Source organism: Mesorhizobium sp. M1066 (assembly GCF_040318635.1).
Taxonomy (GTDB): Bacteria; Pseudomonadota; Alphaproteobacteria; order Rhizobiales; family Rhizobiaceae; genus Mesorhizobium.
The window spans coordinates 57751-82844 of sequence record NZ_JAMYMR010000012.1 but is presented as its reverse complement, the minus strand read 5'-3'; the positions used below and the strand labels follow the sequence as shown (position 1 = coordinate 82844).

22 protein-coding genes and 1 pseudogene are annotated in these 25094 nt (G+C 62.9%); 15 read left to right on the top strand and 8 right to left on the bottom strand.

What is annotated here, in order from left to right; translation table 11 throughout:
* The first annotated feature begins 58 nt into the window (after positions 1-58).
* The 11 genes and pseudogenes from NKH52_RS17645 to NKH52_RS17595 all read left to right on the top strand — a co-directional run bounded on the left by NKH52_RS17645 (position 59) and on the right by NKH52_RS17595 (position 10592).
* Complete coding sequence (locus tag NKH52_RS17645) at positions 59-4597, top strand: strawberry notch-like NTP hydrolase domain-containing protein (protein WP_352731715.1); 4539 nt, start codon at positions 59-61, stop codon at positions 4595-4597.
* A gap of 12 nt (positions 4598-4609) precedes the next feature.
* A complete protein-coding gene (locus tag NKH52_RS17640; protein WP_352731717.1) occupies positions 4610-5659 on the top strand; it encodes a DUF7146 domain-containing protein in 1050 nt (349 codons plus the stop codon).
* 244 nt (positions 5660-5903) lie between these two features.
* Positions 5904-6845 carry a DUF2493 domain-containing protein gene (locus NKH52_RS17635; protein ID WP_352612321.1) on the top strand — a complete coding sequence of 314 codons (942 nt, stop codon included), beginning with the start codon at positions 5904-5906 and terminating at the stop codon, positions 6843-6845.
* Between the two features lie 63 nt (positions 6846-6908).
* A complete protein-coding gene (locus tag NKH52_RS17630; protein ID WP_352443212.1) occupies positions 6909-7169 on the top strand; it encodes a type II toxin-antitoxin system prevent-host-death family antitoxin in 261 nt (86 codons plus the stop codon).
* Positions 7159-7528, top strand: a pseudogene (locus NKH52_RS17625) (hypothetical protein). The gene NKH52_RS17630 and the pseudogene NKH52_RS17625 overlap by 11 nt, the downstream one beginning before the upstream one ends.
* Before the next feature lie 157 nt (positions 7529-7685).
* Positions 7686-7964, top strand: coding sequence for a type II toxin-antitoxin system TacA family antitoxin (locus NKH52_RS17620; RefSeq protein ID WP_352731720.1), 279 nt, complete (start codon positions 7686-7688; stop codon positions 7962-7964).
* Positions 7965-8099 (top strand): hypothetical protein, encoded by a 135-nt coding sequence (locus NKH52_RS17615; RefSeq protein ID WP_352731723.1) that lies wholly within the window; start codon positions 7965-7967, stop codon positions 8097-8099.
* Between the two features lie 102 nt (positions 8100-8201).
* The gene (locus NKH52_RS17610) at positions 8202-8366 is read left to right on the top strand and encodes a hypothetical protein (RefSeq protein WP_352967505.1); all 165 of its coding nucleotides are present in this window, start codon (positions 8202-8204) and stop codon (positions 8364-8366) included.
* Positions 8367-8657: 291 nt separating this feature from the next.
* The gene (locus tag NKH52_RS17605; protein ID WP_352731725.1) at positions 8658-9191 is read left to right on the top strand and encodes a hypothetical protein; all 534 of its coding nucleotides are present in this window, start codon (positions 8658-8660) and stop codon (positions 9189-9191) included.
* A gap of 708 nt (positions 9192-9899) precedes the next feature.
* Complete coding sequence (locus tag NKH52_RS17600; RefSeq protein ID WP_006205585.1) at positions 9900-10223, top strand: DUF736 domain-containing protein; 324 nt, start codon at positions 9900-9902, stop codon at positions 10221-10223.
* 57 nt (positions 10224-10280) lie between these two features.
* Positions 10281-10592 carry a hypothetical protein gene (locus tag NKH52_RS17595; protein ID WP_352731727.1) on the top strand — a complete coding sequence of 104 codons (312 nt, stop codon included), beginning with the start codon at positions 10281-10283 and terminating at the stop codon, positions 10590-10592.
* 419 nt (positions 10593-11011) lie between these two features.
* Here the strand turns inward: NKH52_RS17595 and NKH52_RS17590 are convergent, their stop codons facing one another.
* From NKH52_RS17590 to NKH52_RS17570, 5 genes are read right to left on the bottom strand one after another with little or no spacing between them, the layout of a single operon-like run.
* Positions 11012-11788: a hypothetical protein gene (locus NKH52_RS17590; RefSeq protein WP_352731729.1), complete on the bottom strand. Its 777-nt coding sequence runs from the start codon at positions 11786-11788 to the stop codon at positions 11012-11014.
* A 32-nt stretch (positions 11789-11820) separates the two neighbouring features.
* Positions 11821-12222: a hypothetical protein gene (locus NKH52_RS17585; protein ID WP_352731731.1), complete on the bottom strand. Its 402-nt coding sequence runs from the start codon at positions 12220-12222 to the stop codon at positions 11821-11823.
* Complete coding sequence (locus NKH52_RS17580) at positions 12219-13307, bottom strand: AAA family ATPase (protein ID WP_352731734.1); 1089 nt, start codon at positions 13305-13307, stop codon at positions 12219-12221. Before NKH52_RS17580 ends, NKH52_RS17585 begins: the two co-directional genes overlap by 4 nt.
* Positions 13308-13318: 11 nt before the next feature.
* Complete coding sequence (locus tag NKH52_RS17575; protein WP_352731737.1) at positions 13319-15364, bottom strand: type IV secretory system conjugative DNA transfer family protein; 2046 nt, start codon at positions 15362-15364, stop codon at positions 13319-13321.
* Positions 15365-15388: 24 nt separating this feature from the next.
* Positions 15389-15910: a conjugal transfer protein TraD gene (locus NKH52_RS17570; RefSeq protein WP_127296799.1), complete on the bottom strand. Its 522-nt coding sequence runs from the start codon at positions 15908-15910 to the stop codon at positions 15389-15391.
* A 248-nt stretch (positions 15911-16158) separates the two neighbouring features.
* Between NKH52_RS17570 and NKH52_RS17565 the strand changes: the two genes are divergently transcribed.
* Both NKH52_RS17565 and NKH52_RS17560 read left to right on the top strand, forming a co-directional pair.
* The gene (locus NKH52_RS17565) at positions 16159-19599 is read left to right on the top strand and encodes an AAA family ATPase (protein WP_352731738.1); all 3441 of its coding nucleotides are present in this window, start codon (positions 16159-16161) and stop codon (positions 19597-19599) included.
* A gap of 187 nt (positions 19600-19786) precedes the next feature.
* A complete protein-coding gene (locus NKH52_RS17560; protein ID WP_352731740.1) occupies positions 19787-19927 on the top strand; it encodes a hypothetical protein in 141 nt (46 codons plus the stop codon).
* A gap of 1 nt (position 19928) precedes the next feature.
* On the opposite strand, the gene NKH52_RS17555 is transcribed toward NKH52_RS17560, so the two are convergent.
* The 3 genes from NKH52_RS17555 to NKH52_RS17545 all read right to left on the bottom strand — a co-directional run bounded on the left by NKH52_RS17555 (position 19929) and on the right by NKH52_RS17545 (position 23158).
* A complete protein-coding gene (locus tag NKH52_RS17555) occupies positions 19929-20957 on the bottom strand; it encodes an alpha/beta hydrolase family protein (RefSeq protein WP_352731742.1) in 1029 nt (342 codons plus the stop codon).
* 70 nt (positions 20958-21027) lie between these two features.
* On the bottom strand, positions 21028-21477 hold the full coding sequence (locus tag NKH52_RS17550) for a recombinase family protein (RefSeq protein WP_502908049.1): 450 nt from the start codon (positions 21475-21477) through the stop codon (positions 21028-21030).
* Positions 21478-22486: 1009 nt separating this feature from the next.
* The gene (locus tag NKH52_RS17545) at positions 22487-23158 is read right to left on the bottom strand and encodes a FadR/GntR family transcriptional regulator (RefSeq protein WP_352731744.1); all 672 of its coding nucleotides are present in this window, start codon (positions 23156-23158) and stop codon (positions 22487-22489) included.
* A gap of 232 nt (positions 23159-23390) precedes the next feature.
* Between NKH52_RS17545 and NKH52_RS17540 the strand changes: the two genes are divergently transcribed.
* Both NKH52_RS17540 and NKH52_RS17535 read left to right on the top strand, forming a co-directional pair.
* Entirely contained in the window at positions 23391-24269 is an 879-nt protein-coding gene (locus NKH52_RS17540; RefSeq protein ID WP_352731746.1) for a fumarylacetoacetate hydrolase family protein, read from the top strand.
* The gene (locus NKH52_RS17535) at positions 24266-25045 is read left to right on the top strand and encodes an alpha/beta fold hydrolase (protein ID WP_352731748.1); all 780 of its coding nucleotides are present in this window, start codon (positions 24266-24268) and stop codon (positions 25043-25045) included. The genes NKH52_RS17540 and NKH52_RS17535 overlap by 4 nt, the downstream gene beginning before the upstream one ends.
* The last annotated feature ends 49 nt before the right edge of the window (positions 25046-25094 follow it).

Below are 25094 nucleotides of genomic sequence, written 5' to 3'. Positions count from 1 at the left end.
CTGGCGCGGAGAGAGTGCCGGCGCGGGCATCATTCCCCCCCTCGCGAAGGACATTTCCATGAACATCGTTTCCGCCACAGCTGCCGTTACCCGGACCGCCGCTCCCCTCGACGCGCCGACGCCGGCCTCCATCAACAACGCCCAGGCAATCTATCAAGCGGCAACGCTGCTTCTGCCTTTCCTCGAGCAGGGCAAGCCTGTCACCACCGCCGCACTGCGCACCGCCATGACGACAGGTTTTGGCGGCAGCGATGCGCAAGGGTTCTGGGTCTGGAAGGAGGCCTATGAGGCGCTCGAAGTCGCCCAGGTGCTGTTCTTGCGCCGGTTCGGCCCTGCGATCCTGTCCCGGTCCACCACGCCCCAGGCAACGCTGGCGATGATGAAGCGCATCGCGGAACTCGTTCCGACCCACACACGGCGCTCCGACGAGAGCCAGGCCATGCAGCAGCTCTCCACACCCTTGCCGCTGGCCTTCGTCACGGGGCACGCCGCGGCGATCGCATCTTGCGACCTCGTTCTCGAACCCTCGGCCGGCACCGGTCTGCTCGCCGTCCATGCCGAAATGGCGCGCGCCTCGATCGCCCTCAACGAGTTTGCCGCGACGCGGGCCGATCTCCTCGGCCTGCTGTTTCCACAGGTTTCCGTCTCGCGGCACGACGCCGCCCCTATCGACGATCATCTCGACGCGGCCATGGAGCCGTCCGTCGTGCTGATGAATCCACCCTTCAGCGTCGGCGCCTATGTCGATGGCCACGTCACTGACGCGGCATGGCGGCATCTCTCCTCCGCATTCGCACGCCTGCGTCCGGGTGGACGCCTGGTCGCCATCACCGGCACCGGCCTGTCTTCCGAAAACCCCAAATGGCGGCCCGCCTTCGAACGCCTGCAGCAGCGGGGCACCATTCTCTTCACCGCGGCGATCGACGGCCGTGTCTACGCCCGCCATGGCACCACCACTGAGACCCGCTTGACCATCATCGACAAAGTTCCTGCTACCGACCCAACCAGCTTCTCCGGCTCGCCGGGCAAGGCCATGGATGTCGAGACGTTGCTCTCCTGGATCTCCGCCCTGCCGCCCCGGGCACCGGGCGGCTTTCCGGACTCGATCGGTGCGTTGTTAAGCGGCATCCTGCGCAATGCCGCCATGCACATGGGCGCCCGATCGGGGGCGAGAGCCGCACCCCTCCGTGTCTCAACGGCTGCTCCGAAGGCCATCCGATCGGTCCGTCCGATTGTGCGGGCGAAGCCCGCTGGCCGGGTCATGGCAAGCAGCGCGCCTGCCGTCCCGCTCGCCTATGAGCTGCGCGACTGGATGCCGGAGGAGGGCGGCCGGCTCACCGACACGATCTACGAACCGTACGCGCTCCAGTCGATCGACATTCCCCGCGCCAAGCCGCATCCGACGCCGCTCGTGCAGTCGGCCGCAATGGCCGCCGTCGCGCCACCAAAACCTTCCTATCGGCCGCTTTTACCTGATGCGATCGTCGACGAAGGCCTGCTGTCGGACGCCCAGCTCGAAAGCGTCGTCTATGCGGGTGAAGCCCATTGCGGCCATCTCACCGGCGCCTGGACGGTTGACGAGACCTGCGATGTCGTCTCGGCCGCGCCAGAAGGGGCTGCGGACGCTGTCCGCTTCCGCCGTGGCTGGTTTTTGGGTGACGGAACCGGCTGCGGCAAGGGACGGCAAGTCGCCGGCATCATCCTCGACAACTGGCTGCAGGGCCGCCGCCGTGCGATCTGGATTTCCAAGTCCGACAAATTGCTGGAAGACGCCCAGCGCGATTGGGCAGCACTTGGCCAGGAAAAACTTCTCGTGCAGCCGCTGTCACGTTATCGGCAGGGCACACCGATCCGCCTTGCCGAGGGCATCCTGTTCACGACCTACGCGACGCTCCGCTCGCAGGAACGGGAGGGCAAGAAATCCCGGATCGCCCAGATCCTCGACTGGGTTGGGCAAGACACGGGAAGGGCCGAAAGCCCGACGGGGATTAAAGAAAGCCAGACGGGGGCCGGAGAAAACCTGTCGGGGGCCAAAAAATCTTTCGATGGCGTCATCGTCTTCGACGAGGCCCACGCCATGGCCAATGCCGCTGGCGGCAAAAGCGAGCGTGGCGACGTCGCGCCCTCGCAACAAGGCAAGGCGGGTCTGCGGCTGCAGCATGCACTGCCTGACGCCCGCATCGTCTATGTCTCCGCGACCGGTGCGACCGCAGTCGAGAACCTCGCCTATGCGCAGCGTCTCGGTATTTGGGGCAGCGAGGATTTTCCATTCGCCAACCGCGCCGAGTTCGTCGCCGCGATCGAGGACGGTGGAGTGGCTGCGATGGAAGTGCTCGCCCGCGATCTCAAATCGCTCGGTCTCTATGCAGCGCGTTCGCTCTCTTATGACGGGGTCGAATACGACCTGCTCGAGCATGCGCTGAGCGACGAACAGATCCGCATCTACAACGCCTATGCAGATGCATTCCAGGTCATTCACAACAACCTGACCGCGGCACTCGAGGCGACCAACATCACCAGCGAGGCCGGCACGCTGAACCGCGACGCAAAATCGGCGGCGCGTTCAGGCTTCGAGAGCACCAAGCAACGCTTCTTCAGCCATCTCATCACGTCGATGATGACGCCGACGCTCATCGGTGCGATCGAACAGGACCTCGCCGACGGGCATGCGGCAGTCGTGCAGATCGTCTCGACCGGCGAAGCGTTGATGGAACGACGCCTTGCCGAAATCCCGACCGAGGAATGGTCGGACCTGCATGTCGACGTCACGCCGCGGGAATATGTCGGCGGGTACCTGATGCATTCCTTCCCGACGCAGTTGTTCGAGGAATACTCGGACGCCGATGGCAATGTCTATTCGCGGCCCGTTCACGACGAAGATGGCAATCCGGTTCAGTGCCGGGAGGCCGTTCGCCGGCGCGACGAGATGGTCGAGCGGCTTGCGTCGTTGCCGCCGGTCGGCGGTGCCCTTGACCAGATCATCCATCACTTTGGCACCGACACCGTCGCCGAGGTGACCGGCCGCTCGCGGCGCATCGTCAAGAAGACCGGCCGCGACGGTATCGACCGGCTTGCCGTCGAGAACCGCCCGGGCTCGGCCAATCTCGCCGAGACCCAGAGTTTTATGGATGACCACAAGCGCGTGCTGATCTTTTCCGACGCCGGCGGCACCGGCCGCTCCTACCACGCCGATCTCGGGGTCAGGAACCAGAGGCTGCGCAAGCACTATCTGCTCGAGGCCGGCTGGCGCGCCGACAATGCCATCCAGGGTCTCGGACGGACGCACCGCACAAATCAGAAGCAACCGCCCTTGTTCCGGCCGATGGCCGCCAATGTGAAGGCGGGCAAGCGCTTCCTGTCGACGATCGCACGACGGCTCGACACGCTGGGCGCGATCACGCGCGGCCAGCGCCAGACCGGCGGGGCAGGGCTGTTCCGCTCCGAGGACAATCTCGAAAGCCCCTACGCCCGAGCAGCACTGCGCCAATTCTACTATCTGCTCCACCAGGGGAAGATCGAGGGCTGCTCGCTAACGACGTTCGAGGCCGTCACCGGCCTGTCGTTGACCACCGATGAGGGCGGCCTTCGCGACGAACTGCCGCCGATCACGACCTGGCTCAACCGACTGTTGGCGCTGCGCATCGAAACCCAGAACCTGCTGTTCGAGGTGTTCGAGCAGTTGATGGCGGCGAAGGTCGAAGGCGCCATTGCCGCCGGCAATTACGACAAGGGGCTGGAGACGATCACGGCGGAGAGCACCGTCGTTACCGATCGCCGGACGGTCTACACGCATCCGGTCTCCGGCGCGCAGTCCCATGTCCTGACTGTTGCGCGCAAAGACCGCATCCGGCCACTCGGCCTGGTAGACGCTCTGGCGATCGTACGCGCCGAGCCGCAGTCAGTCCTGCTGGTCAACACGCGTTCCAATCGAGCGGCGATCCAGCTGCCGACCGCCAGTCTGATGCTCGACGACGGAACGCTCGAACATCGCGTCAGTCTGCTTCGGCCGATTGACGAGCTGCGCTTTGGTCTTGACGCCCTCGCCGAAACCCACTGGCAGCCTGCCGACCGGAAGCTGTTCTGCGAATTGTGGCAGGCAGAAGTCACCACGGTCCCCGAGTTCACCACGAGCACCTTCTACATCGTCGCCGGCCTGTTGCTGCCGATCTGGCGGCGGCTGCCCGATCATGATTGCCAGGTCTACCGGATCCAGACCGATGCCGGCGAACGCATCATCGGCCGTCACATCGCGCCGACGCTGGTGGCCACCATGCTACGCAATCTTGGTATCGACCATGTGCCGACGCTTGCGCCGGAGGCGGCATGGACAGGCCTGATCGAAGGCAAGATCGGCTTGCAGCTTGCTGAAGGCCTGGTCCTGCGCCGCAGCCGCGTCATGAACGACTACCGCGTCGAGCTGGTCGGCTTCACCGAAGCGATGGTCCCGCGGCTGAAAGCGCTGGGTTTGATCTCCGAAATCATCTCCTGGAAGCTGAGGCTGTTCGTCCCGACAGGCGACGAAGGCTCCGCCATCCTCGCGACACTCCTCGATCGCCATACGCTGGTCGGGGTCACCGACCGCACCGCAGCGGCTTAAGGGGAGGCGATCATGACCGCCTCGGCCACCGAGCTGGCACGCCGCCTTGGCGAACATGCCGAGGCGGTGTGCCGCGAATATCTCTCCAACGGCCATCGCTCCGGCAATCACTGGATCGTCGGTGATGTCCGCAACGCGCGCGGCCGCTCCATGCATGTGCGGCTGAAAGCCAATGCCAAAGGCCCTGCCGGCAAGTGGGTCGACGAGGCGACGGCCGAATATGGCGACCTGCTCGACGTCATCGAGGCGAGCTGCGGCCTGGTCGGATTCCGCGAGGTCGCCGATGAAGCGCGTCGCTTCCTCGCCATCCCACGGCCAGAACCCCAGTCCCGCCCATCCGATATCCAGCGCCAGCCTGCCGCGGCACGCGGCTCCCCTGACGCCGCCCGCCGCCTGTTCGCCATGTCGCAGCCGATCGCCGGCACGCTGGCCGAACGCTACCTCACCGGCCGCGGCATTCTGCTTGCCGCCCGCGAACGCGCCCTGCGCTTCCACCCCGGCTGCTACTATCGCGATCTCGTGACCGGCGAGACGCGGACCCTGCCCGCGCTGATCGCTGCGGTCACCGGCATCGACGGGCGCATCACCGGCCTCCAGCGCACCTGGCTCGCTCCGGACGGGAACGGCAAGGCGCAGATCGCCGATCCTCGACGCTCGCTCGGTCATCTCCTGGGAAATGGCATCTGGCTCGGCCTCGATCCCGGCACGCCCGTTCCGGTCATGGCCGCCGGCGAGGGTTTCGAGACGATGGCCTCGCTCCGCACGGTGATGCCGGCGCTGCCGGTGGCTGCGGCCACCTCGGCCAATCACCTCGCCGGCCTGATCTTGCCCCCCGGCTGCCGCCGCCTCTACATCGCGGCCGATGCCGACGCCGCCGGCCGGCACGGCATAGAGCGTCTCAGCCAGCGCGCAGGCGAGGCAGGGATTCTCGCGCTGGTGCTGCGGCCGCAGCTCGGCGACTTCAACGACGATCTGCGTCATCTCGGCCAAGCCCACCTCGCGGCATGGCTCCGCGATCAACTCGTCCCGGAGGATGCCCGTCTCTTCCTGCCGCCCGGATGAATGGGTCGGGCCGGCACGCGGCTCGGCGCGGCGTCGGACAGCCTGCAGATATGGCGGGGGTCCACCGGAGAGGCCGCGCCCGCGGCCTGCCTGAGAGGCGACCCCTGCCACCCCCAGTCACGGCCGCAACGGCTTCGCCGTCCTCCGCTCGCGCTTCGGCCTTCGGTGCGGCCGCGCCCGGCGCGCGGCTGGGATGCGCTGTCAGGCCGCGATAGGCGCGGCCACAACCGACGGAGACACCGCCATGACCTACGACATTCCTCTCGACGACGCCTACGAGCCCTCCCACGCCTCCTCGCCGACCGACCGCGTCATCCTCGAACTGCAGATGTACGGCCATCGCCCGCATCAGGACGAACCTGACCCTCGGCCGCTTCCCGACGACGAGGTGATCCGGGCCGGCCTCGCCGGGATCGTAGAAACCTTCGCCGGCATGCTCGGGGACACCAGGCTCGAACCCGATCTCGACGACCTGCTCTGGTCGTTCGCAAACGTCTTCCACCGTGCCGCCGAGCGTGTCGCCCGCAGCCTCGACCGCAACGAGGAGGCGCAGCGCTCGAGTCAGCAGGAGCAGGACGGCTCGGAGGTGAAGTCGGTCGAGCTGGAGCGGCTGACCGCGGAAGGCATCAGCTATATCGAGCGCCGCAACGTGCTCGAAATCATGCGCGATGAGGCCGCCGAGCTCTACGAGGCACAAACCGGATCGGCATGGCGGCCGCGCACCGGCTCCAAGGTCAGCCACCAGGCGATGACCGCAGCGGTGATCGACAGCCGCGACTTCCTCGCCGCCCGCCGCCACGCCGAAAACGAGGTGCTTGTTCCGGCCGGCACCAAGATTGCCTTCGCCGGCGGCCTCGACTGCAACGATCACGACCGGATCTGGGACGCGCTCGACAAGGCCCGCGAGAAGCATCCCGACATGGTCCTGCTCCACGGCGGCAGCCCGCGCGGCGCCGAGCGCATCGCCGCCTGCTGGGCCGAGAACCGGAAGGTCACCCAGATCGCCTTCAAGCCGGACTGGAACCGGCACGCCAAGGCGGCTCCGTTCCGCCGCAACGACCAGCTTCTCTCCGTGGTGCCCTACGGCCTCATCGTCTTTCCCGGCTCCGGGATAACCGACAACCTCGCCGACAAGGCCCGTCGGCTCGGCATCCCCGTCTGGCGGTTCGCGGAGGGCGGCGCGTGAGCGCCGTTTTCTCGCAAATCTGGCGAATCCAGATAATATGGAGATCGATCAAGGAGTCTAGCCATGCGCCAGTTCACGACGGGGGATCTCAACAAGCAGGTTGGCGACGTCACCGACGTTGCCAGCCGCGAACCCGTTATTCTTACCAAGCACCGGAAACCCCGGTTCGTGCTGATGAGTTACGAGCACTACGAACGGATGCGCATCGGCGGCGATCCCCGCCGCGCATACCATGTCGCCGAGATGCCGGAGGAACACACGGAACTCTTCGCCGCCGAGATCGACCGATTGGCGCGCGGGGAAGGATACGATGATGAGCGGTAGATTTCTGCCTGGTCAGGTGATCTCCTACCCGTATCTTTGGGCATGGCAACATGAGCGCGGCGAAACGGAAGCCGCAAGAGCCGGCCGACCTGCGTGGTCATCGCTGTCCGCGGCGCAAGAGATGGCCTGACCCATCTCGCGCTCCTGGCGATAACCACCCAGCCACCGCCCAGCGATCGGGTCGGTTTGGAAGTCTCCGCTATCGAGTGCCGGCGCGCCGGTCTATTGCCGAACGCTCCTGGTACATAGAATCCGACGGTAAGCCCCTCGGTCGTTTCAGCAAGGCATTCATGATGAAGATCGCAGGCGCCTTTATCGAAGCGCGCAGCGAGGGCCGCCGCGTCAGCCGTCTGGATTGACGTTCTCTTTCGAGGCAGGGAGCATACCACGGATCGGATCAGTCCGCCGTTTCCGCATGCCTGTACGCCGGTCGCAGGAACAGGAATGTTGCGTCACGCAAATCCGGTGTCATGCTGCATTGCACGGACGTATGTCCATTCGACACAGGAACGTACCATGGCCGCCGCCGCAAATAAGAAGATATCCGTCTCGATGCGGTTTCGCGACGACGATCTCACGATCATCGACCGCGGCGCGGAGCTGCTCGGCCTGTCGCGCACCGAGTTCATGCGGCGCGCAGCACTGCACGAGGCGCAGGCGGCCATCGTCAACACAACCGCCATCGTGTCCCCGGAAGCCTATGACGCTTTCATGCAGGCGATCTCAGCCCCCGCCGCTGCGCCTCCGCCGAAGGCGGCCGAGCGGCTGCGCCGGTCCCCGCCTTGGGACCGTTAGGTGGCGCTTTCAGGCATCGAACTCCTCGATGACACGCACCGCCTCGACAGCTTCGATTGCGGCAAGCCGGTACTCAACGCCTGGCTGGCTGGCTTCGCGCGAACGAACCAGGCCCGCGGTTTACCCGCGTCCTGATCGTTCACGACGAGGGCACAGTCGTCGGCTATTACGGCCTCGCGCCAGGCGTGATCCAGCCAAACCGCGCGCCTCCGCACCGGCCGGCGGACCGATCCGACCCTGTTAATCGGACAACTCGCCGTCGACCACCGCCATGCCGGGCAAGGCGTCGGCAGCGGTCTGGTCAAGGACGCGCTGCATCGCTGCGTCGCCGGCACCGACATCGTCGGCGGCCGCGCGGTGGTGGTGCGGGCTATCGACGCCGAGGCCGAGCGCTACTGGTAGAACTCGGGCTTCGTTCCCGCGCGGGACAATCCGTCGGTGCTCATGCGCTCGATCCAGGACGTGAGCCTCTGGCTGGCCGACAAAGGCCACTAGCTCCACGCGCGTAGCGCCTCCGGCAGCGGCAGGGGCCGGCGCGCCGGCCTACGGCCGGCCGGGCTCTCGTCGCGGCCTCCCGCCGCTCCCCGAGCCGGCTTCGCCGTCTCGGCCTTCGGGTGACGATCCCTCGCGAAGGGCCGGAGGGAAAGGGCGGCCAGAGCGAGGCGGGGGCGCTGGAGAGAAAGGAAAGTCACGATGGCGATGATATTCATAGGTGGATCGCGCGAGATATTCGAGCTGCCGGAACCTGCCATCGCTCGGATCGGCGCAATCGTCGCTGCCGAGCACGGCGTGCTGATTGGCGACGAGTCTGGAGCCGATGCCGAGGCGCAGGGCCTGCTCGCGGGCTACGGCTACGAGCATGTCGGGGTCTTCCATACCGGCAAGGAACCCCGCAACAATCTGGGCGACTGGGCCGCCTACCATGTTCCTTCTCCTGAGGGCGCCGAAGGATACTGGTTCCACGCCGCCAAAGACCGGGAGATGGCGCGGCGCGCCGACTTTGGCATGATGGTCTGGGATGGCGCATCACCCGGCACGGCCGTCAACGTGCTTCGGCTCGCCATCGCGAACAAGCCGTGCGTCATTTACGATCTGGCAAGGGGCAGCGTGGCGACGACGTACAATGTGCAAGACTGGTGCGCCATGCTCCGCCATGCCGGTCCGGACATTCGCCGCCAGGCCGAAGCCCGCATGATGCCGGACGAGCGTCTAGCGTTGCCGGGATGATGTACGCGCGTTGCCCCGACAGCCCGGCGGTCCGATCCGATACGCTTTGTCCGGCCCCGCGCCGCCTACTCCACTTTTATGAACGGCCGGAGCCGACCCCTTTCGAAGCCGGCCCGCGCAGAGCCGCGGGGCGTTGTGCAGGATGATCATCTTGACGCTTCTCGCCTCTGAGGCGGGGGCAAGCGTGCCGGACATCCTGGCGTGCCGGGTCATCCAACCTGGCTGCGAGGCTCGTCCCCGAGGGGCGTGAACTTCGCTGCCAGTCGGCTCCGATCTCGAAACCGCTGTGCCGCCATACCGAACACGCCAGGCGGTCACTCGCCGGGCTGCCGTTCGATGTGTTGGCGATGCCGACGACATGACCCGAGAGGCTGCTGCATGTTCCTGCGATCCGGCAGCGTTGCGTCGGCGGTCTAGCGATGGCGGCCTGAGTTCTTTTCCTTCGGTCGCATCCGGGGCCATTCCCGTTTCATGTCGCCTTTGTAGACGACCGCCTGCTTTGTGCGGTCAACCCCCGTTGGGGGTACACTCGGCGAATATTCAGGAAAATTCGATTTCTGTTTTTTGTCTGCGGACAGGCGAAGGGCCTGTCCGCTATTTTTCGGCAAATAGAATTTTCCAGAATTTTCGCCGAGATGACCGCAGCAGGACGGCCCTCTCCTTTGGCGCCATCGGGAATGGTCCCGATGCAACCGAAGGAGAACTACCATGGCCACAACGATCGCAAACCTCACCACCAAGGCCGACGGCTCGATGGAAGGCGTCTTTGCCACGCTCCGGGTCAACGCCCCGATCACCCTCATCCCGAACACCAACAAGTCGCGCGAGGACGCGCCCGACTACCGGATCGTCAACAAGCGCACAGGCTTCGAGATCGGAGCCGGCTGGCACCGCATCTCCCAGCGTTCGGGCGAGGAGTACCTCTCGGTCAAGCTGGAAGCCCCCGAGATCGGCGTGATCTTCGGCAATCTTGCACCCGCCCCGGGCGGCGAGGAGAACAAGAAGGTCATCCTCTGGAACAACCCCCAGTGAGGCATCGGTGGCCGGCCCCGCAAGGGGTCGGCTCGCCACCGGCACAAGGAGGTTGCAATGAGCCGCTACACCATCACCGTCACTGGCACCGCCACCAGACAGGGCCGCTCGGATCCAGACGCTGTCATCGGTTACGACCCGCCGCTTCGGACCTATTTCCTGCAGGCGTTCCCCCACGACGTGACCGACGACCCGGCGCTCTGGCTCGGCACCCACGATCACGCGTTCGAGACGCTGCAAGATCTTCACGACGCAGCCGTCGCTCACGGCTATTGCTTCATGCCACTGCCGGCGGTTGTCGCGGCGAAACTCATCAAAGACAAGGTGGCTGTTGCTAGCCCGGGCGCCCCGCGAAGGAGATCTGGCTGAATTCCTGAAACGCCTCAATGAGCCCGGCTAGGCGAACGCGCCCAAAAGGCCGGCGACGGATCGCTCCGTCGCCGGCGTTTTCTTATGCAAAGCGTGGCTGAAGACCAATGCCTATCGGCCGGTGCGGACGGTCGACAGGCAGAAGGGCGGGAGCGCTTAACCGAGATTTCCGCGATCGCGGAATTGCGAGAACGCCCGTCGACAGACCCAGCATGGCGGCAAGCTGTTCGCGGCGAGCCCGCGCATCTCGCGGCTTTTGGGCGGTTGCTTGCTGAGTTTCTTTTCCATTTCACCGAAAGACACAACCCGTTGAAGCCAGGCCTGCGGAACATCGGCTTTTCAAAACCTCGTTCATCCGTTTCGACGGACCCTGATTGACGGCGGCTGTGGTGCTTTTTGGTTCTCGCCATGACCTTTTGCTACCCCTGGTGCAGCAATTCGCCGCTGTCGATCATGCGCAGGTTCATGTCGGCGGGGGTCTTGATGAGCAGTTGGGCATTGAGAACATGCAGGTCACGCGGCTCGGTGCAGGCCAGCCAGGCGCGAAGCTTGTAAAGACCGGGGTGAAGATCGGCGCCAAAGATGAAGGAGACGCTTTTTTGCTCTCTGGCCGGCATCGGAATTTCACCATGCTGGGAGCCGATCGAGCGATCTTCGAGCCACAGCGAGGCTATGCAGCCGGCATTGACAAAAACGTTGGATCCCGTGGTGGCGCGGTATTCGACGGCGAGTTGCGTGCGGCCGGGTTCTGCGACCTTCAGCCAGCCCTGGAGTTCGACTGAGGTGAGGCCGGTGTAGAGCACACCTTTGCGCGACAGTTCATTGAGGGGAATGGCGCCGCCGATATAGACAAAGCTGCCGACGCTGTCGGCAGGGATCTCTGGAAGATCGTCTTTTTTGGCCGGCGCAACCCGGGCGATGGCGAGCGCGCCCCGCTGGTAACCTTGGCTGGCACCTGCTTCGGAGGAAGCCTGCTTCTTCGCGCCATCGTTTCCGGTGGCGGGCAAGCTGCCGTTGCTCTTTGCCGACGCACCGTCCTGTCCGGGGATGCCGAGATGCTCGATAATTCGATCGAGCTTTTGCTCGATGCGGTCCAATTGCTGCTGGTTTGCCTGCTGGTCTTGCGCCAACGCAAAGCCGGAGCCCTCAACGAAACTCAACGCTGCGATTGCAATGCCGAGCGCCAGCCTGCCCACGCTTTTCCTTTGCATCATGGGGATGATCCTTCCTACGGTACGGTTCCAAAATCGTCGTGCGGCGCGGGCGCCACCTTTATTCCTTGCAGCGGCCGGCCTGGAGCGACAGCAGGCGTATGGTCTTGAGCCGGCTCCGAGGTTGATCCAGGCGCGGGCGGTTGGGTCCGCGACCCTGCGGCTGTAGATGCATTGCCCTGTTCGAATTTTTCCGAAGTCGACGTCGGCGTGCCGGCGTTCTTTCCAGCGCCGGCAACGGGGCCGTCGCGATTGCCGGCGACATCCCGAACAATACTAATAGCCAGAAAGATCAAAGCCAGAACGGCGGCGATCGTGGCATAGCGGAACAGCGGATCGCGCCGGAACAGGGCGGGAACAAGTTGGAGCCAGCGCACCAGCGTGGCTCGCACAGATGAGAGGAGGGTTTGAGCCGTCATGTAGTTGATCCCTGCCGCTCGTGTGATGCTATCGCCGCCGCAATGTCACCTGGCTCGATGGTCATGATGGCGTCGCGGCCAGCACTGCCGATGCCGTGGGTAGCAAGACGCATGGCTTGCGCCTCGCGCGTGCTTTCCCAAAGCGTGCGGATTGCGCGGGCATTGCCGAAATCGTCTCCACGCTCTGGTTGGATGCGGACGCAGGCAAGGTTAGCCGAGTTCTCGGCCGCGGCGTCGAGCACAAAGCCTTCACGGTTGGCGAGGTTGCGAAAAATCCCCGCCAGCTCTTCAGCCGAATAGTCCTCGAACATTATTGTCCTGGTGAAGCGGGAGCGCAGGCCGGGATTTGCTTCGAGGAAGCGGCGCATTTCACCGGTATAGCCGGCGGCGATGACACACAATCGATCCCGATGATCCTCCATCAGCTTCAGCAGCGTGTCGATCGCCTCGCGGCCAAAATCGTTATTTTGGCCCTCGGGGGCCAATGCATATGCTTCGTCAACGAACAGCACGCCGTCGAGCGACGCCTCGACCGCCTCCCGTGTCTTGATTGCGGTCTGTCCGATATAGCCGGCGACAAGCTGGCTGCGGTCGACCTCGACGACATGGCCGGATCTGAGCAGGCCGAGTGCGAAAAGAATCTCGCCCATAAGACGCGCCGCCGTTGTTTTTCCGGTCCCTGGATTGCCGAGGAAGGTCAGGTGCAGGCTTGGGGGTACGGCGTTGATGCCGTGGCGCCGACGTTCCTGCTCGGCCTGCAGCACCGCGACCAGCTTCTTGACCTCATCCTTGACGGAGCGCCACCCGGTCATGGCGTCGAGTTCGGCCAGCACGTCATCGAGCGGCCGATGTCTTGCTGCACGGATCGGCAGAGCCGGTTTCCGTTCAACGCCTGCTTGCGCGTCCCATTCACCCTTCGAGAATTTCGGCGATACCGGCACGCCATGCTTTGCAGCATGCGCCAGCCGCCAGCCCATGACGATAACCGCGACGATAAGAATGACGCCGGAATAGGTTTCCAGCAGGGCGAGCACGACGATCAGGACGGCAAGGCCAGGGATAATCGGGGCCAGAATGCGCTGCATCTCTTGCCTCCTCAACCCGACGCGGCTTGGGGCGCGAAACGGTTCCGCTCGACCTTGGCGACCATTTCCGGCCTGCGGAAATAAATCGCTCTGCCGCAGCGCAACGGCTTTCGGCCCTGGACGAAGACGAACTGCTCGTCGGCTCTGGTATCGGCAAGAATTTCGGAGACGGTCGCCAACCGTCTGCCACGCTCGGAGCGCTGTTCCGAGGCGCCGGTCGAGGCGGTGCCGATCTCGAGCGGCTTTGCGCTTTTTCCCCGGTTTTTTGTCTCGGAGTTCAGCACGACGCCATGTTCGCCCAGCGCTTCGGAGACAGCGCGGGCCTGTTCGAGCGAGCCGATCGCGGCGTAGGATCGCCAGGAAGCGCTTTCGAACCAGGCGCTCTTGCCGCCATCGCCCCATTGTTCGCGCAGCTGGCCTTCGGACTGATAGAGCATGACCAGCGTAATGCCGTATTTGCGGCCGGCATCGCGGGCGCGGGCCAGTGAGGTCATGTAACCGAGGCGGGCGACCTCATCGAGTAGGAAGACGATACGCCCGCCCGGCAAGACGCCGTCGGCCTCATAGAGGGCATTGAGCAGGGATCCGACAACGACACGGGCGAGCGCCGGCGTCGATTCCAGCACCTTCATCGGGATGTTGATAAAGAGGTCGAGCTTGCCGGCGACCAGATCAGCAGTGCGAAAACTGTTACCCGACACCAGTTTTGCGTAGGCGGGATTGGCGAGCCATTCGGTTTGCTCGCTCATGTTGCCGTAGACGCCGGAGAACGTCTCGGCGACCAGCCCCATCAACTGGCCTGCGAGATGGCGGGCGCGATGCGAGGAGGAGTGTTCAAAAATGCGTGCTAGCTCGTTCCGCATTTTTGCCTCCGGCAAGGCGAGCCGTTGCGCCAGAGTGACGAGATTGCGTTTGTCGTCGGACAGATTTTTGTCGAAGACGATGTCGGAAAGCAGGGTCTCGACGATGGCCTTGCCACGGCCCTCGAAGAAGGCCTTGCCCGAGGCGCCGTGCGGCGCATCACGGGTGGCGGTGTGTTTCTCGCCGCAGATCCAGTCGACGACCGAGCGGATGTCGCCATCGATGAGCGGCGAACTTTTTGTCAGCCACTCGAGCGCGTTGAAGGCTCCGCTGCCCGTCATCGGATCAATTGAGATGACACGTCGGCCCATCGCCCTGCGTGCGCCCGTCAGCATCGGCGCCAGCTCGGAGGAGGGATCGAGGGTGACAATTGAATCGCGCCAGGTGAGCAGCGTCGGCACGCAGACGGAGACGGTTTTGTAGGCGCCCGAACCGGCGAAGACGAGGCCGTGGGTGCCGCCCCAGGAGAGGTCAAAGGTGAGTAAAGGCGACTTGCCACCCTTGCCCCATGTTTTTGGATCGCGCGGATCAAACTTTTGTCCGCGCCGGGCCGGCGCATCCTGATCGACGCGGTAGGCTTCGCCGATGACGACGCCGCCGCGCGGATTGGCTGTCGACTTGGCCGAACCACCGAACAGGTTTTGTGACTCGCGAATGTCCATCCAGTCCGCGTGGCCAAAGATGTCAGAGGAGGCACGCTCAACCGGCTTGACGCTTTGGGCGTGCAGCGATTTTCCCATCAGCATCCTGACGCCGGCCGTGGTCGCGAGAAAGCCGACAACCCCGGCATAAAAGATGGCCATGTCGGCTGCGTTCAAAATGGCGGACCAGGCAAAGTCTGATCGGTAGCCGAGCAGTCGTGTCGCTTCCGGCCAGACGGTGAAAACCGTTGCCGCGGCCATGCCCAACACGCCGGCGATGGCAGTGAGGGGCAGCACCATGCCGGATCGACGCAGCAGCAGAGCCGCCGCCATTGTAATGGCCGGCCCGAGCAGCGCGATCGATGGCCATGCCGCGTAACCAAGTCTGTAAATCACCGATGCCGGCGACAGACCCGTGCGATGCCAGTCGAGCAAGGCGCCACCCCACAGAGCATGCGCGTAGCGCCAGGCCGGGTACCAGATGACGAGCGGCAGGATGGCGAAGGTTGCCTTGAACAGTGTCTTGACGAGATCATAGGACAGCCGCCCGAACATTTTTTTGGCTCCTCGGCGTCGGCGCTATGAGCGTTCAGACTTCCTGCCGCGATCCGGCTCCCGATTGGACGGCGCGGTGGAATGAACGCGGTGTAGGGTGCCGTTCTGCTCGGCGGCCAATGCTGCGACGGCGTCGTGTTCCGCCAGTCCTTCCCAGTGCTGCATGACTTTGTTCCAGCGCAGGCCGGCGCCGCGCAGGCGGGTCGCGAATGGGGTCGGCAGCGGAGCGGGGAAGGTGAGGGTCAACGGTTCGTTTGTTGCGCCATTGCCGATTGTTTCTCCAGCGAGCGCGGTTTTGCCAGCCTTGATCCACTCGGTAATTATTGCGCTGTTGCCCTCGTCATTGGCAAGCGACAACAAGCCACCATAAAGGGCCGCTTCCTCTAGGTCCAATAATCCGGCCCGTTCGACGAGGGTTCCGGCTTCAACGAGGCGGCGGGTGCGCTGCTTGCGTTCGTCCGCCTTGAGTTTTGCTTCCTGCTCGGCGAGTTTCGCCCGCTGCTGTTCCAAGCGGCTCATGCGTTCGGCAAGCGAGGTGCGGGCCATGACGAGAATCTCCGTCTTTTCTCCGTCCGCCAAGCCCGAGGGGACTTTGCCAGCCGTGGCGCGTCTCTTCAACCCCCTTTTGTATATGCCGGCGGATGCAACCAGGACCTTCGGCGTGTTCCGCCGCTATGGGTTCTGCCACATCGCCAATTGATCGTCGATGCACGGTCGTTGGATTCTTGCAGACGCAATATGCATTCTTCGAATGCTTGCTTGCGGCGGCGCGCTGGTGATGGCATTCTGCGGCAATGGCCATCGCTTTCGCACGTGCCCGATACATCTCACGCTCCGATGGCGGCAGCGCGGTGCGCTCGGCCGCCTATAACGGCCGCGAGGCAATCAAGGCGCAGCGCACCGGCGAGGTGTTTTACTTCAAGCACCGCGAGGCGCCGGAGCATCATGAGGTGCTGTTGCCGGAAGGCGCGCCGTCAGAGCTGGCGTCGAGCGATGCGCTATGGAACGCGGCCGAGGCCATGGAAAAGCGCAAGGACGCGCAACTGGCGCGGGAACTCGTCTTGGCGTTGCCGGCCAATCAAGAGCTCGATCACGACGACCGGGTGGAGCTGGCGCGGTCGTTTGCGCAGGAACATTTTGTCTCGAAGGGGCTGGCGGTGCAGCTTGACGTCCATGCGCCGCATGGGGCGGAGAGCGAGGGCGAGCGGGCCAATTATCATGCGCATTTGTTGATCACGACGCGGCGGCTGGGCGAGGGCGGGTTTGCGGCGAAGAAGGCGCGCGATCTCGATCCGGTGATCAAGCGGGGCGGGGGACGGGCGATCGTGGCGGAGGGCGAAGCGTGGGGCGCGCTGTGGCGCGATCATCAGAACCGCTATTTTGCCGAACAGGGGCTTTCGATCCGGGTGGATGCGACCAGCGCGGTGCCACAGGAACACATCGGACCAATCCGCATGCGCACGCCGGGCGCGGAGGTCAATGTGCGGGCCGAGCATATCAGGCGGGCGAACGAAGAAGCGGCGCGCGATCCTGAACATGTGCTCACAGTGCTCACGCGCAACCAGGCGAGTTTTTCCGAGTACGATCTCGACCGGCATCTGAAAAAGCACATTCGCGATGAGGGCGAACGGGCGGAGGTTAAGGGCAAAGTGCTCGGGCGTGACGATGTGCTCGCGCTGCATGACCGGGATACAGGCGAGAGTGCAGGACGCTGGACAACGCGGGCGGTGCGCGACCAGGAGGTTTTGGCGCTTGCCGATGCACGGCGCGTGGCCGGAGGGTCCCATCGCGATGTCGGGGCAAGGGCGCGCAAGCGGCTCGTGTCCGTGCAGGAATTGCGGCCGGATCAGTTGTCTGCGTTCGATCATGCGACGGGGTCCGGGGGGCTAAAAATAATTGAGGGGCGTGCCGGGACGGGAAAGAGTTTTGCGCTTGGTTCGATCCGCGATGCGCATGAAGCGGCCGGCTATCGCGTGGTCGGCCTCGCGCCGACCAACGCGGTGGCGCAGACGATGAAGGAGGACGGGTTTGCTCGATCATCGACCGTTCATGCCGAACTGTTCCGATTGAAGAACGGCCGCGCGCAGTGGGACCATCGTACGCTGGTTGTTGTCGACGAGGCAGCGATGATGGACGCCAAGGTGACCGGCGAGGTGTTGCGGGAAGCGCGGCTTTCGGGCGCCAAGGTTGTGCTGGCCGGCGACGACCGGCAGCTCGGCTCGATCGAGCGCGGCGGGCTGTTCACAGAGCTGAAGAAGGAGCACGGATCGTCCGAGATCACCCAGGTCACGCGTCAGAAGGTCGACTGGCAGAGAGAGGCGGCGCGCGATCTTTCGGACGGTCGCTTCGAAGACGCGCTGCGAGCCTTCGCGCGAAACAAGGCGGTGGTGTGGACGTCGAAGCAGGATGAATTGCGAGAAAAACTGGTCGAGCGGTGGGCCAGGGATGCTGCTTCGAATCCGTCGGCATCGCGGTTCGTGTTCGCCTACACCAACAAGGATGTCGATGCGCTGAACAAGGATCTGCGCGCGGTGCGTCGCGAGCGTGGTGAGCTCGGTGAGGATTCTGTGTTTACGACCAAGCACGGCGAGGCTGCATTCGCTGTGGGCGACCGGGTGCAGTTCACGGATACGCTGAAGGGCGCCGGCATCTACAACGGCAATGCCGGCGTGATCACCAGCATTGACCGGAACTTTGGCCGCATCAGTGTCTCGCTCGATGCAGCTGCGGGCCGGGAGGGCAGGAAGGTCGAATGGTATGCTTCGGAGTTCAATGGCTTCCGGCACGGTTATGCCGGCACGATCTACAAGGGCCAGGGCAAGACGCTTGACCACACCTATCTCATGCACACGCATCACTGGCGCGCCGCCTCGAGCTATGTCGCGCTGACTAGGCAGCGTGAGAGCGCGACGATCTTCGTAGCGACGCAGACCGCCCGGGATTTGCGGCAGCTCGCCCGGCAGATCGGTCGCAACGAGATCAAGTCGGCGTCAGTGGCTTATGCAACACGCGACGAGCTCAGCGCGGAACAACGGGCGAAGCTGGACGAGGGACGGGCGGCAGAGAATGCCCGGCCAGCGTCGCATGTTGGGCAAGCTCAGGATGGCAGGGAACAAGAGGAGCAGCCGATGGCTTCAGTTGTCGAAGAGACACGCGTGGGCATGCGTCAGGCAGATCCGCGCACACCGGAGATGCAGTCCGGCGCCATTGCCAAGGACGCGGAGAGCCAGCGTCGGCCCGAGCGTCGAGGCGGGACGCCTGAGCCCGTCATGGCGCAGAAGTCAAAAGAGGCAGGAGGCAGCGATCGTCCCGGGCCAGCCGATGATCGGGTCGTGGCAAGCAGAACCGAAGATCGGCAGGCTGTTCCAGATGGCAGAAATGAAGAGCGGTCGCGCAGCACCGCAGCCGACCGGCCAGCGGACGCCAGGGTACTGATAGCTGCATTCCAGGATGTGGCTGCTGGTGGCGTGCGCCGCGACAGCCTTGGGCGATCGATCGACGAAAAAAGCATTGCCGCTGCTGTCAGTCGCGATGCGGATGTACAGCGCGAGCGCGAGGCTCGCTCAATCTATCTGGAGGCCGCCTACCGTGATCCGAAATCGGCGGCGCAGCGTCTCGACGAGATCATTGCTCGAGACGGTCCGACAAGTGCTGCACAACGGATATCGGCGGACACCAGCTTGGTCGGCGAGCTGCGGGGCAGGGAAGGGTTCTTCGCCGGTGCCAGGGCGCGGGAAGAGCGGACCGCCGCTGAACAGGCTGCCGCCGCGATTGGCCCGAACATTGTCCGGACCGCCGAGTTCGAGAACCGAGCCGAACGATCCTATCGCACCCAGGTCGAAAAGCAGCTCAAGGCTGACGCGGTTGAGGTGAGAGATGTTTCTGATCAGGCGAAAGCTGCCCTGGAAAAAATTGCAATGGCCAAGGATGATCGCGAGCGGGCCGAAGCCTTCAAGGCGGTGTCAGCCGATCAGGAGGTCAGACGGGAGATCGCCACCTTCAAGAAATCGATTGAAGTCCGTTTCGGTGAAGACGGCGCACGCGAAATCGCTCGTGCGACAGCCTCGGGCAAATCGTTTGAACATCCATCCGTGCGGAAATCCGATCAGGTCAGGTTGGGTGAGGCCGCGGCTCTCTATTCCGCAGCCCGATCGGGTGAAGTCGCGTCCAGACAAGAGGCCGAAACTGAACGTCTTGCAGCGCGCGAATCTCAGTCGACACGGCTGAAGCAGTAGGGAAGCGCCGTGGGGCCGGCTGCGTTATCCCGTCGGCGTCGCAGGCCGCGGCGAATGACTACTCTTTAAGCAAGGTGGTCGTTCATTGTCACAAATGGGCCCGGTACAGTTCAGAGCTGCAGATCAGCATTCGGGGAGTTGCCAAAGATGCTCTTGTACTCTCGGCCGAGAGGGCTGAGGTCGCGCCATGCACCTTCAGGAGCCGGGCGACCTCGGCGGGCTTGAAATCGTCGTTGACGAGCTGTCGCGCATGCGCGACCTGGTTGGGGAGGGACCGAACCACATCCCGCGCGCCCTGGCCGCGATCCGGCGCGGAGCCATCAAATAGCTCAAACTTCGCTAAAGTCGTAGCGAAACCCGCGAATCTCCCAAAGCCCTGACAGGGTCGGGGTTTCTTTCAAAAAACGAAGAACCTTCCGAGCCGCGATCAAATTGAAGGGGAACATTCCAATAGATGAGTGCCCACAATTCAGCCGCACCACCTCAGGTGGAAGATTGCACTTCGCCAGCAACTCAATGAGACGCTCAGAGCCTCCTGGGCGCACAACCGTATCGTCCTTACCGAGCAAGAACATCAAATCCAGACGAGGACGTGTAAGGCCGAAAAGATGCTTCTCCAAATCAATGAGACCCCAAGCGGTTCTTAGCCCTTCCAGTGACATGGACGATTCAATACGACCACGTAAGGCCGTCATGGTCTCCGCAGTCCAGACGAGATCAGCAGGGCTTCCCGGCGATACCATGAGAACCGCCTTATCAACCTTCTTCTCTTGGGCAGCAACGAGACCCGCAACAGTGCCACCCAAACACATCCCTACAACCGAGATTTTCTGATACCCCTGACTATAAAGCCAACGAACAATCTTACGACCATCTAGGACAGCCTGTCTCATCGACTGGACGGTGCGCCCTAAATTCGCGTTGAAAAGTTTTTCCTCCGAATAGTCATTCGAAGCTCGCCCAAAATGATACGGAAGTGTAGCTTCAATAACCGTTATGCCATTTCTAGCAAAGTATTTGGAAAATCGCGGATACCGGTTCCGAGCATACCAATGATGAAATACAACAAGCGCATGTTGTTTAAATCCACTGTTGGTAACAACGCATTCGAACGTATTGTTCGCCTGATATTCAGTTGAAATATCAGATTGGAAGATAACACTATCCGCTTCTTCCCTTAATGGAACAGCTGGAAATATCGGCGCGAAAAACATCTCGCCCTTGGAAATTTCATTGAAGACCAATGCGTCAGAGCCATCGCGAGAAAATGGAATCGCCTTATCATGAATACGCCTCTGGCGTTCTAATGATCTCAGAACGTGCTTACGATCATAACGGCGCGCTAGATAACGGAACATTTTCTCTCCTTTCTGGCAGGTCGGAAACCTATCATCATAAAGCCAATGCTCAAGTCCCGCCGTACTTCATTCACTCGACAAAGGCGGCTGGACATCCCTCCACACTATTTAGCGCCCGATAAAGGGTTGCTCGATGCACCTTCAGGAGCCGTGCAACCTCAGTCACTGGCTTGTCTTGGGCGATGAGCTGACGGGCGTGCGTGACCTGGTCGGCCGATAGGGCAGGGGAAGGACCGAACCGCACTCCACGTGCCCTGGCCGCGATCCTGCCAGCGCGGGTGCGCTCCACGATCAAGGATCGCTCGAAATCCCCAACGCCGGCGAACACGGTCAACACCATGCGGCCGGCCGGCGTCGTCGTGTCGGCCCATGGCTCGGCCAAAGATTGCAAGCCGGCCTCGGCCTCGCTGATCCGCTCGGCAATATCGAGAAGGTCGCGCGTCGATCGGGCGAGGCGGTCTAGCCTGGTGACCGTCACCACGTCGCCGGGGCGCAAATGGTCGAGGAGCCTATGTCGCAAGGGCAATTACCACTTGCGACAAAGACATGCGGCACAAAAACCTCTGATTTTCAGGGGACGGCCGATCTGTCGCAGGTTTTAGGAATTATGCGAGGTAGCAACGATCTGCCTAAGAAGCTGCGCGAAATGGTTGGAACCAAGACGTCCACCCCCCTTGTGCACATCTATAATTTGGGCAACGACCAAATTATAGATGGGCATCACTGCTAGCCCTTGTCCCCGATCCCAACGCGAAATAAGCATCCGCCCCGAACGGACCACCAGACGGTGCAATCCACCATAGATAGCCATATCTTGATCCATGAGACTGGAACAACCTGCTTTTCGAGCCACTGGCCACCATTGAGGAACAACAAGCCGAAGCGCGCGAGATCGCGAGCAGACAGGCGAAATGTATGTGCCCGATGGTCTGACGATGAAACTTGGCGTGGATCCTCGGCCATTTTTTCGGCCTCGATGCTCGGCCGCTGCGCCTGGCGCTCGGCCCGAGTTTGCTCGTGCGTCGACTCCCTGTCCGGACGTCTCGCTCCGGACGCCCATTTGCTCCGCAATCCCGCGCCGCTCAGAAGCGTTCAGAGTCTTCCGTCCAGTTTTATCGGGCGGTGAGGTGATGGTTGGTAATATCGATCCGTCGTACCGAGACTTAGAGTAAGAGTGACTGCCAGAACACTTGAACAAGTTCCTCTAGGTGTTCGCTGGAATCCTATAAACGCGAGCTATTCATAACTTGAATAGTGGAGAAATATTAACTTACACTGGTGAAAGTCGCATAAGATATCTTATGGAACTCCGTTCCGCGGCCCTCCGTCGTGCGATCAGGGCCGCCGGCGAACTGGTCCACGGCCTGCTCGGCTCGTGCCAGGACCAGCGGATCCACGAGCTTGACGTCGGGAGGTTAGGAATGCCTAGAATCAAGCTCACCAAAACCATCGTCGATGCTGCAACGGCCGATCAGGAACCTTCTTTTTAAATTTTTTTATCCTCTTTGTCCCGCCACGCAGGCGGTTGATCACCTGCCCAGCAAGTTCTTTTCAACTGTTCTAAGGTGGGTGAGCATCGCGGTCTCAGCCCCTTCCGGATCGCGGTGGAGCAGCGATTCCAAAATCGCTTGATGCTCCTGACAATACACCTGACGCCGCTCTTCAGAGAATGACCGCTTCTTCATTTCAAACCAAGGCGACTGGTTGCGAATGGCCCGCATGAGATTGTGTATCTCTTTCAGGAAGTCATTTCGGCAGCAGGCGAACACGCGGTGATGGAACTCGGCATCCCAATGTTCGAACTCCGGCATGTCCCTGGCGACGCAAGCGGTCTGGTGCGCTTCGCGAACGGCATTGAGTTCGGTTGCGCTGGCGTTGGTCGCGGCAAAAGCCGCCGCTGCCGGTTCGAGCAGTTGCCTGATCTCCATCATGTCGGCTGGGCTAGTGCCTTCCATCCGCGTCACCGTCGATGCAATCGATGCCGGGTTGGTCGCGGTCAGAAAAGTGCCCCGGCCGACATGCCGGACGACAGTTCCATCATCCTCCAGGAAACCAATGGCACGGCGCACGGTGTTGCGCGCGACGCCGAATTCGGTTGCGAGGTCACGCTCGGGCGGCATGCGGCCGTCCTCGAGCCATTCGCCCGAGGAAATCCGCTTCTTCAGCATTGTGGCGATATCGTTGGCGACGAGCTTTGGCATTCGCTGAGGGTCTTTTATCTGATCCAATGTTGAACCAATCTTATCAAGCGATTGCCGTTCGGTCCAGTGTCCACCAGAAAGATTCGGTCCAGTGTCCACCAGAAAGACAAGTATGATCCGCCCATGTTTTGTTGAATTTTGAACCGAAGCCCTCTTGCAGCGTGAACCAATCGGCGATAGCGTGTAGTGAAAGAGCTAGCATTGGTTCAGAAAAGGTTCAGGGAGGAATCGAATGCGGGTCGCGACTTTTTCGATCGCCGGCGAACGTCGCGTAGGTCTTGTCGATCTTGATGCCCAGACCGTCGCACCCTTCGATTTCGCCGTCGATCAGGCGAGGAACGGCATCCTGGCCTTGATCGAGCGCAATGGCGCCGGCGTGCCGCGCACCCTGTCCCCGATCCCGCTGGCGCAGGTCGAGATCGAAGCGCCGATCCCGCAACCGCGCCGTAACATCTTCTGCGTCGGCAAGAATTATCACGAACACGCACATGAGTTCGCCCGCAGCGGTTTCGATTCCAGCGCCGGCGCCGGGGCGATCCCGAAACATCCGATCATCTTTTCCAAGGTTCCGGAATCGGTCGTCGCCAACCATGCCATCGTGCTGATCGATTCCTCGGTCTCGACGGCCATCGACTACGAAGCGGAACTTGCCGTCATCATCGGCAAGGGCGGCCGTGGCATATCGAAGACGGACGCGCTCGATCACGTCTGGGGCTACACCATCGTCAACGACGTCACCGCCCGCGACCTGCAGGGCAAATACAGCCAGTGGCTGATCGGCAAGTCGCAGGACACGTTCTGCCCAATGGGGCCGTGGGCGGTGACCAAGGATGAGTTGGATCTGGTGACCGCCGGTATCAGGTGTTTCGTCAACGAGGATCTGCGCCAGGACTCCAGAATCTCGCTGCTCATCTTCGACATCCCGACAATCATCGCGACCCTGTCGCAAGGCATCACGTTGAAGCCCGGCGACATCATCGCCACCGGCACGCCGGTCGGCGTCGGTATCGGCTTTGACCCGCCAAAGTACCTCAAGGCCGGCGACGTCGTGCGCATCGAGATCGACGGCATCGGCACACTGGAAAACCGCTTTGCGGAGCATGCGCGATGACGACGGTGACGGTTGGCCAGGTCGTCGCGGAGGTTGTCGGCGAAGGCACGGCCGTGGTGATGATCCATGGCCTCGGCGGCACGTCGAACATGTTCCAGCCGCAGATGGCAGCACTTTCCGGCTATCGCGTCATCCGGATCGACCTGCCGGGCTCCGGCCGTTCGCCGCGCCCGATCGAGCCGCTGACCATCGAAGGAATGAGTGAAGCCGTCATCCGCGCCATGGCCGGCATGGGCGTCACCACTGCACATTTCGTCGGCCATTCGATGGGCACCATCATCTGCCAGCAGATTGCGGCAACGCAGCCTGCGCTGGTCGCCTCGCTGGCGCTGTTTGGCGCGCTGGCGGAACCGGCCGAGGCGACCAGGCAAGGCCTCGCCAACCGGGCGCGGCTGGCGCGCTCGGGCGGCATTGCCGATATCGCCGACCAGATCGTCGCCAACGCGATCTCGGCGCACACCAGGGAGACTTCGCCGGCCGCCGTCGCCTTCGTGCGTGAATCGATCACCCGCCAGGACCCGGAATCCTATGCCCGCACCTGCGAGGCGCTGGCCAAGGCAACCTCGGTCGATGCGCGGCGGATCTCGGCGCCGACATTGCTCGTCACCGGCGATGCCGACACGGTCAATCCGGCGGGTGTCGGCCAGGCGCTTGCCGACAGGATCAAGGGCGCAGTATTCTCCTCACTGGATCGGTGCGGGCACTGGGCCACGGTGGAAAGCCCGCGCGAGAGCAGCCAGAAGCTCGCCGATTTTTTGAGACGGGTTGATAGGTGAGGATTTCAGATCGGGCGTAGAACTACGCGCTCGGCAGATTGGGAGGCTT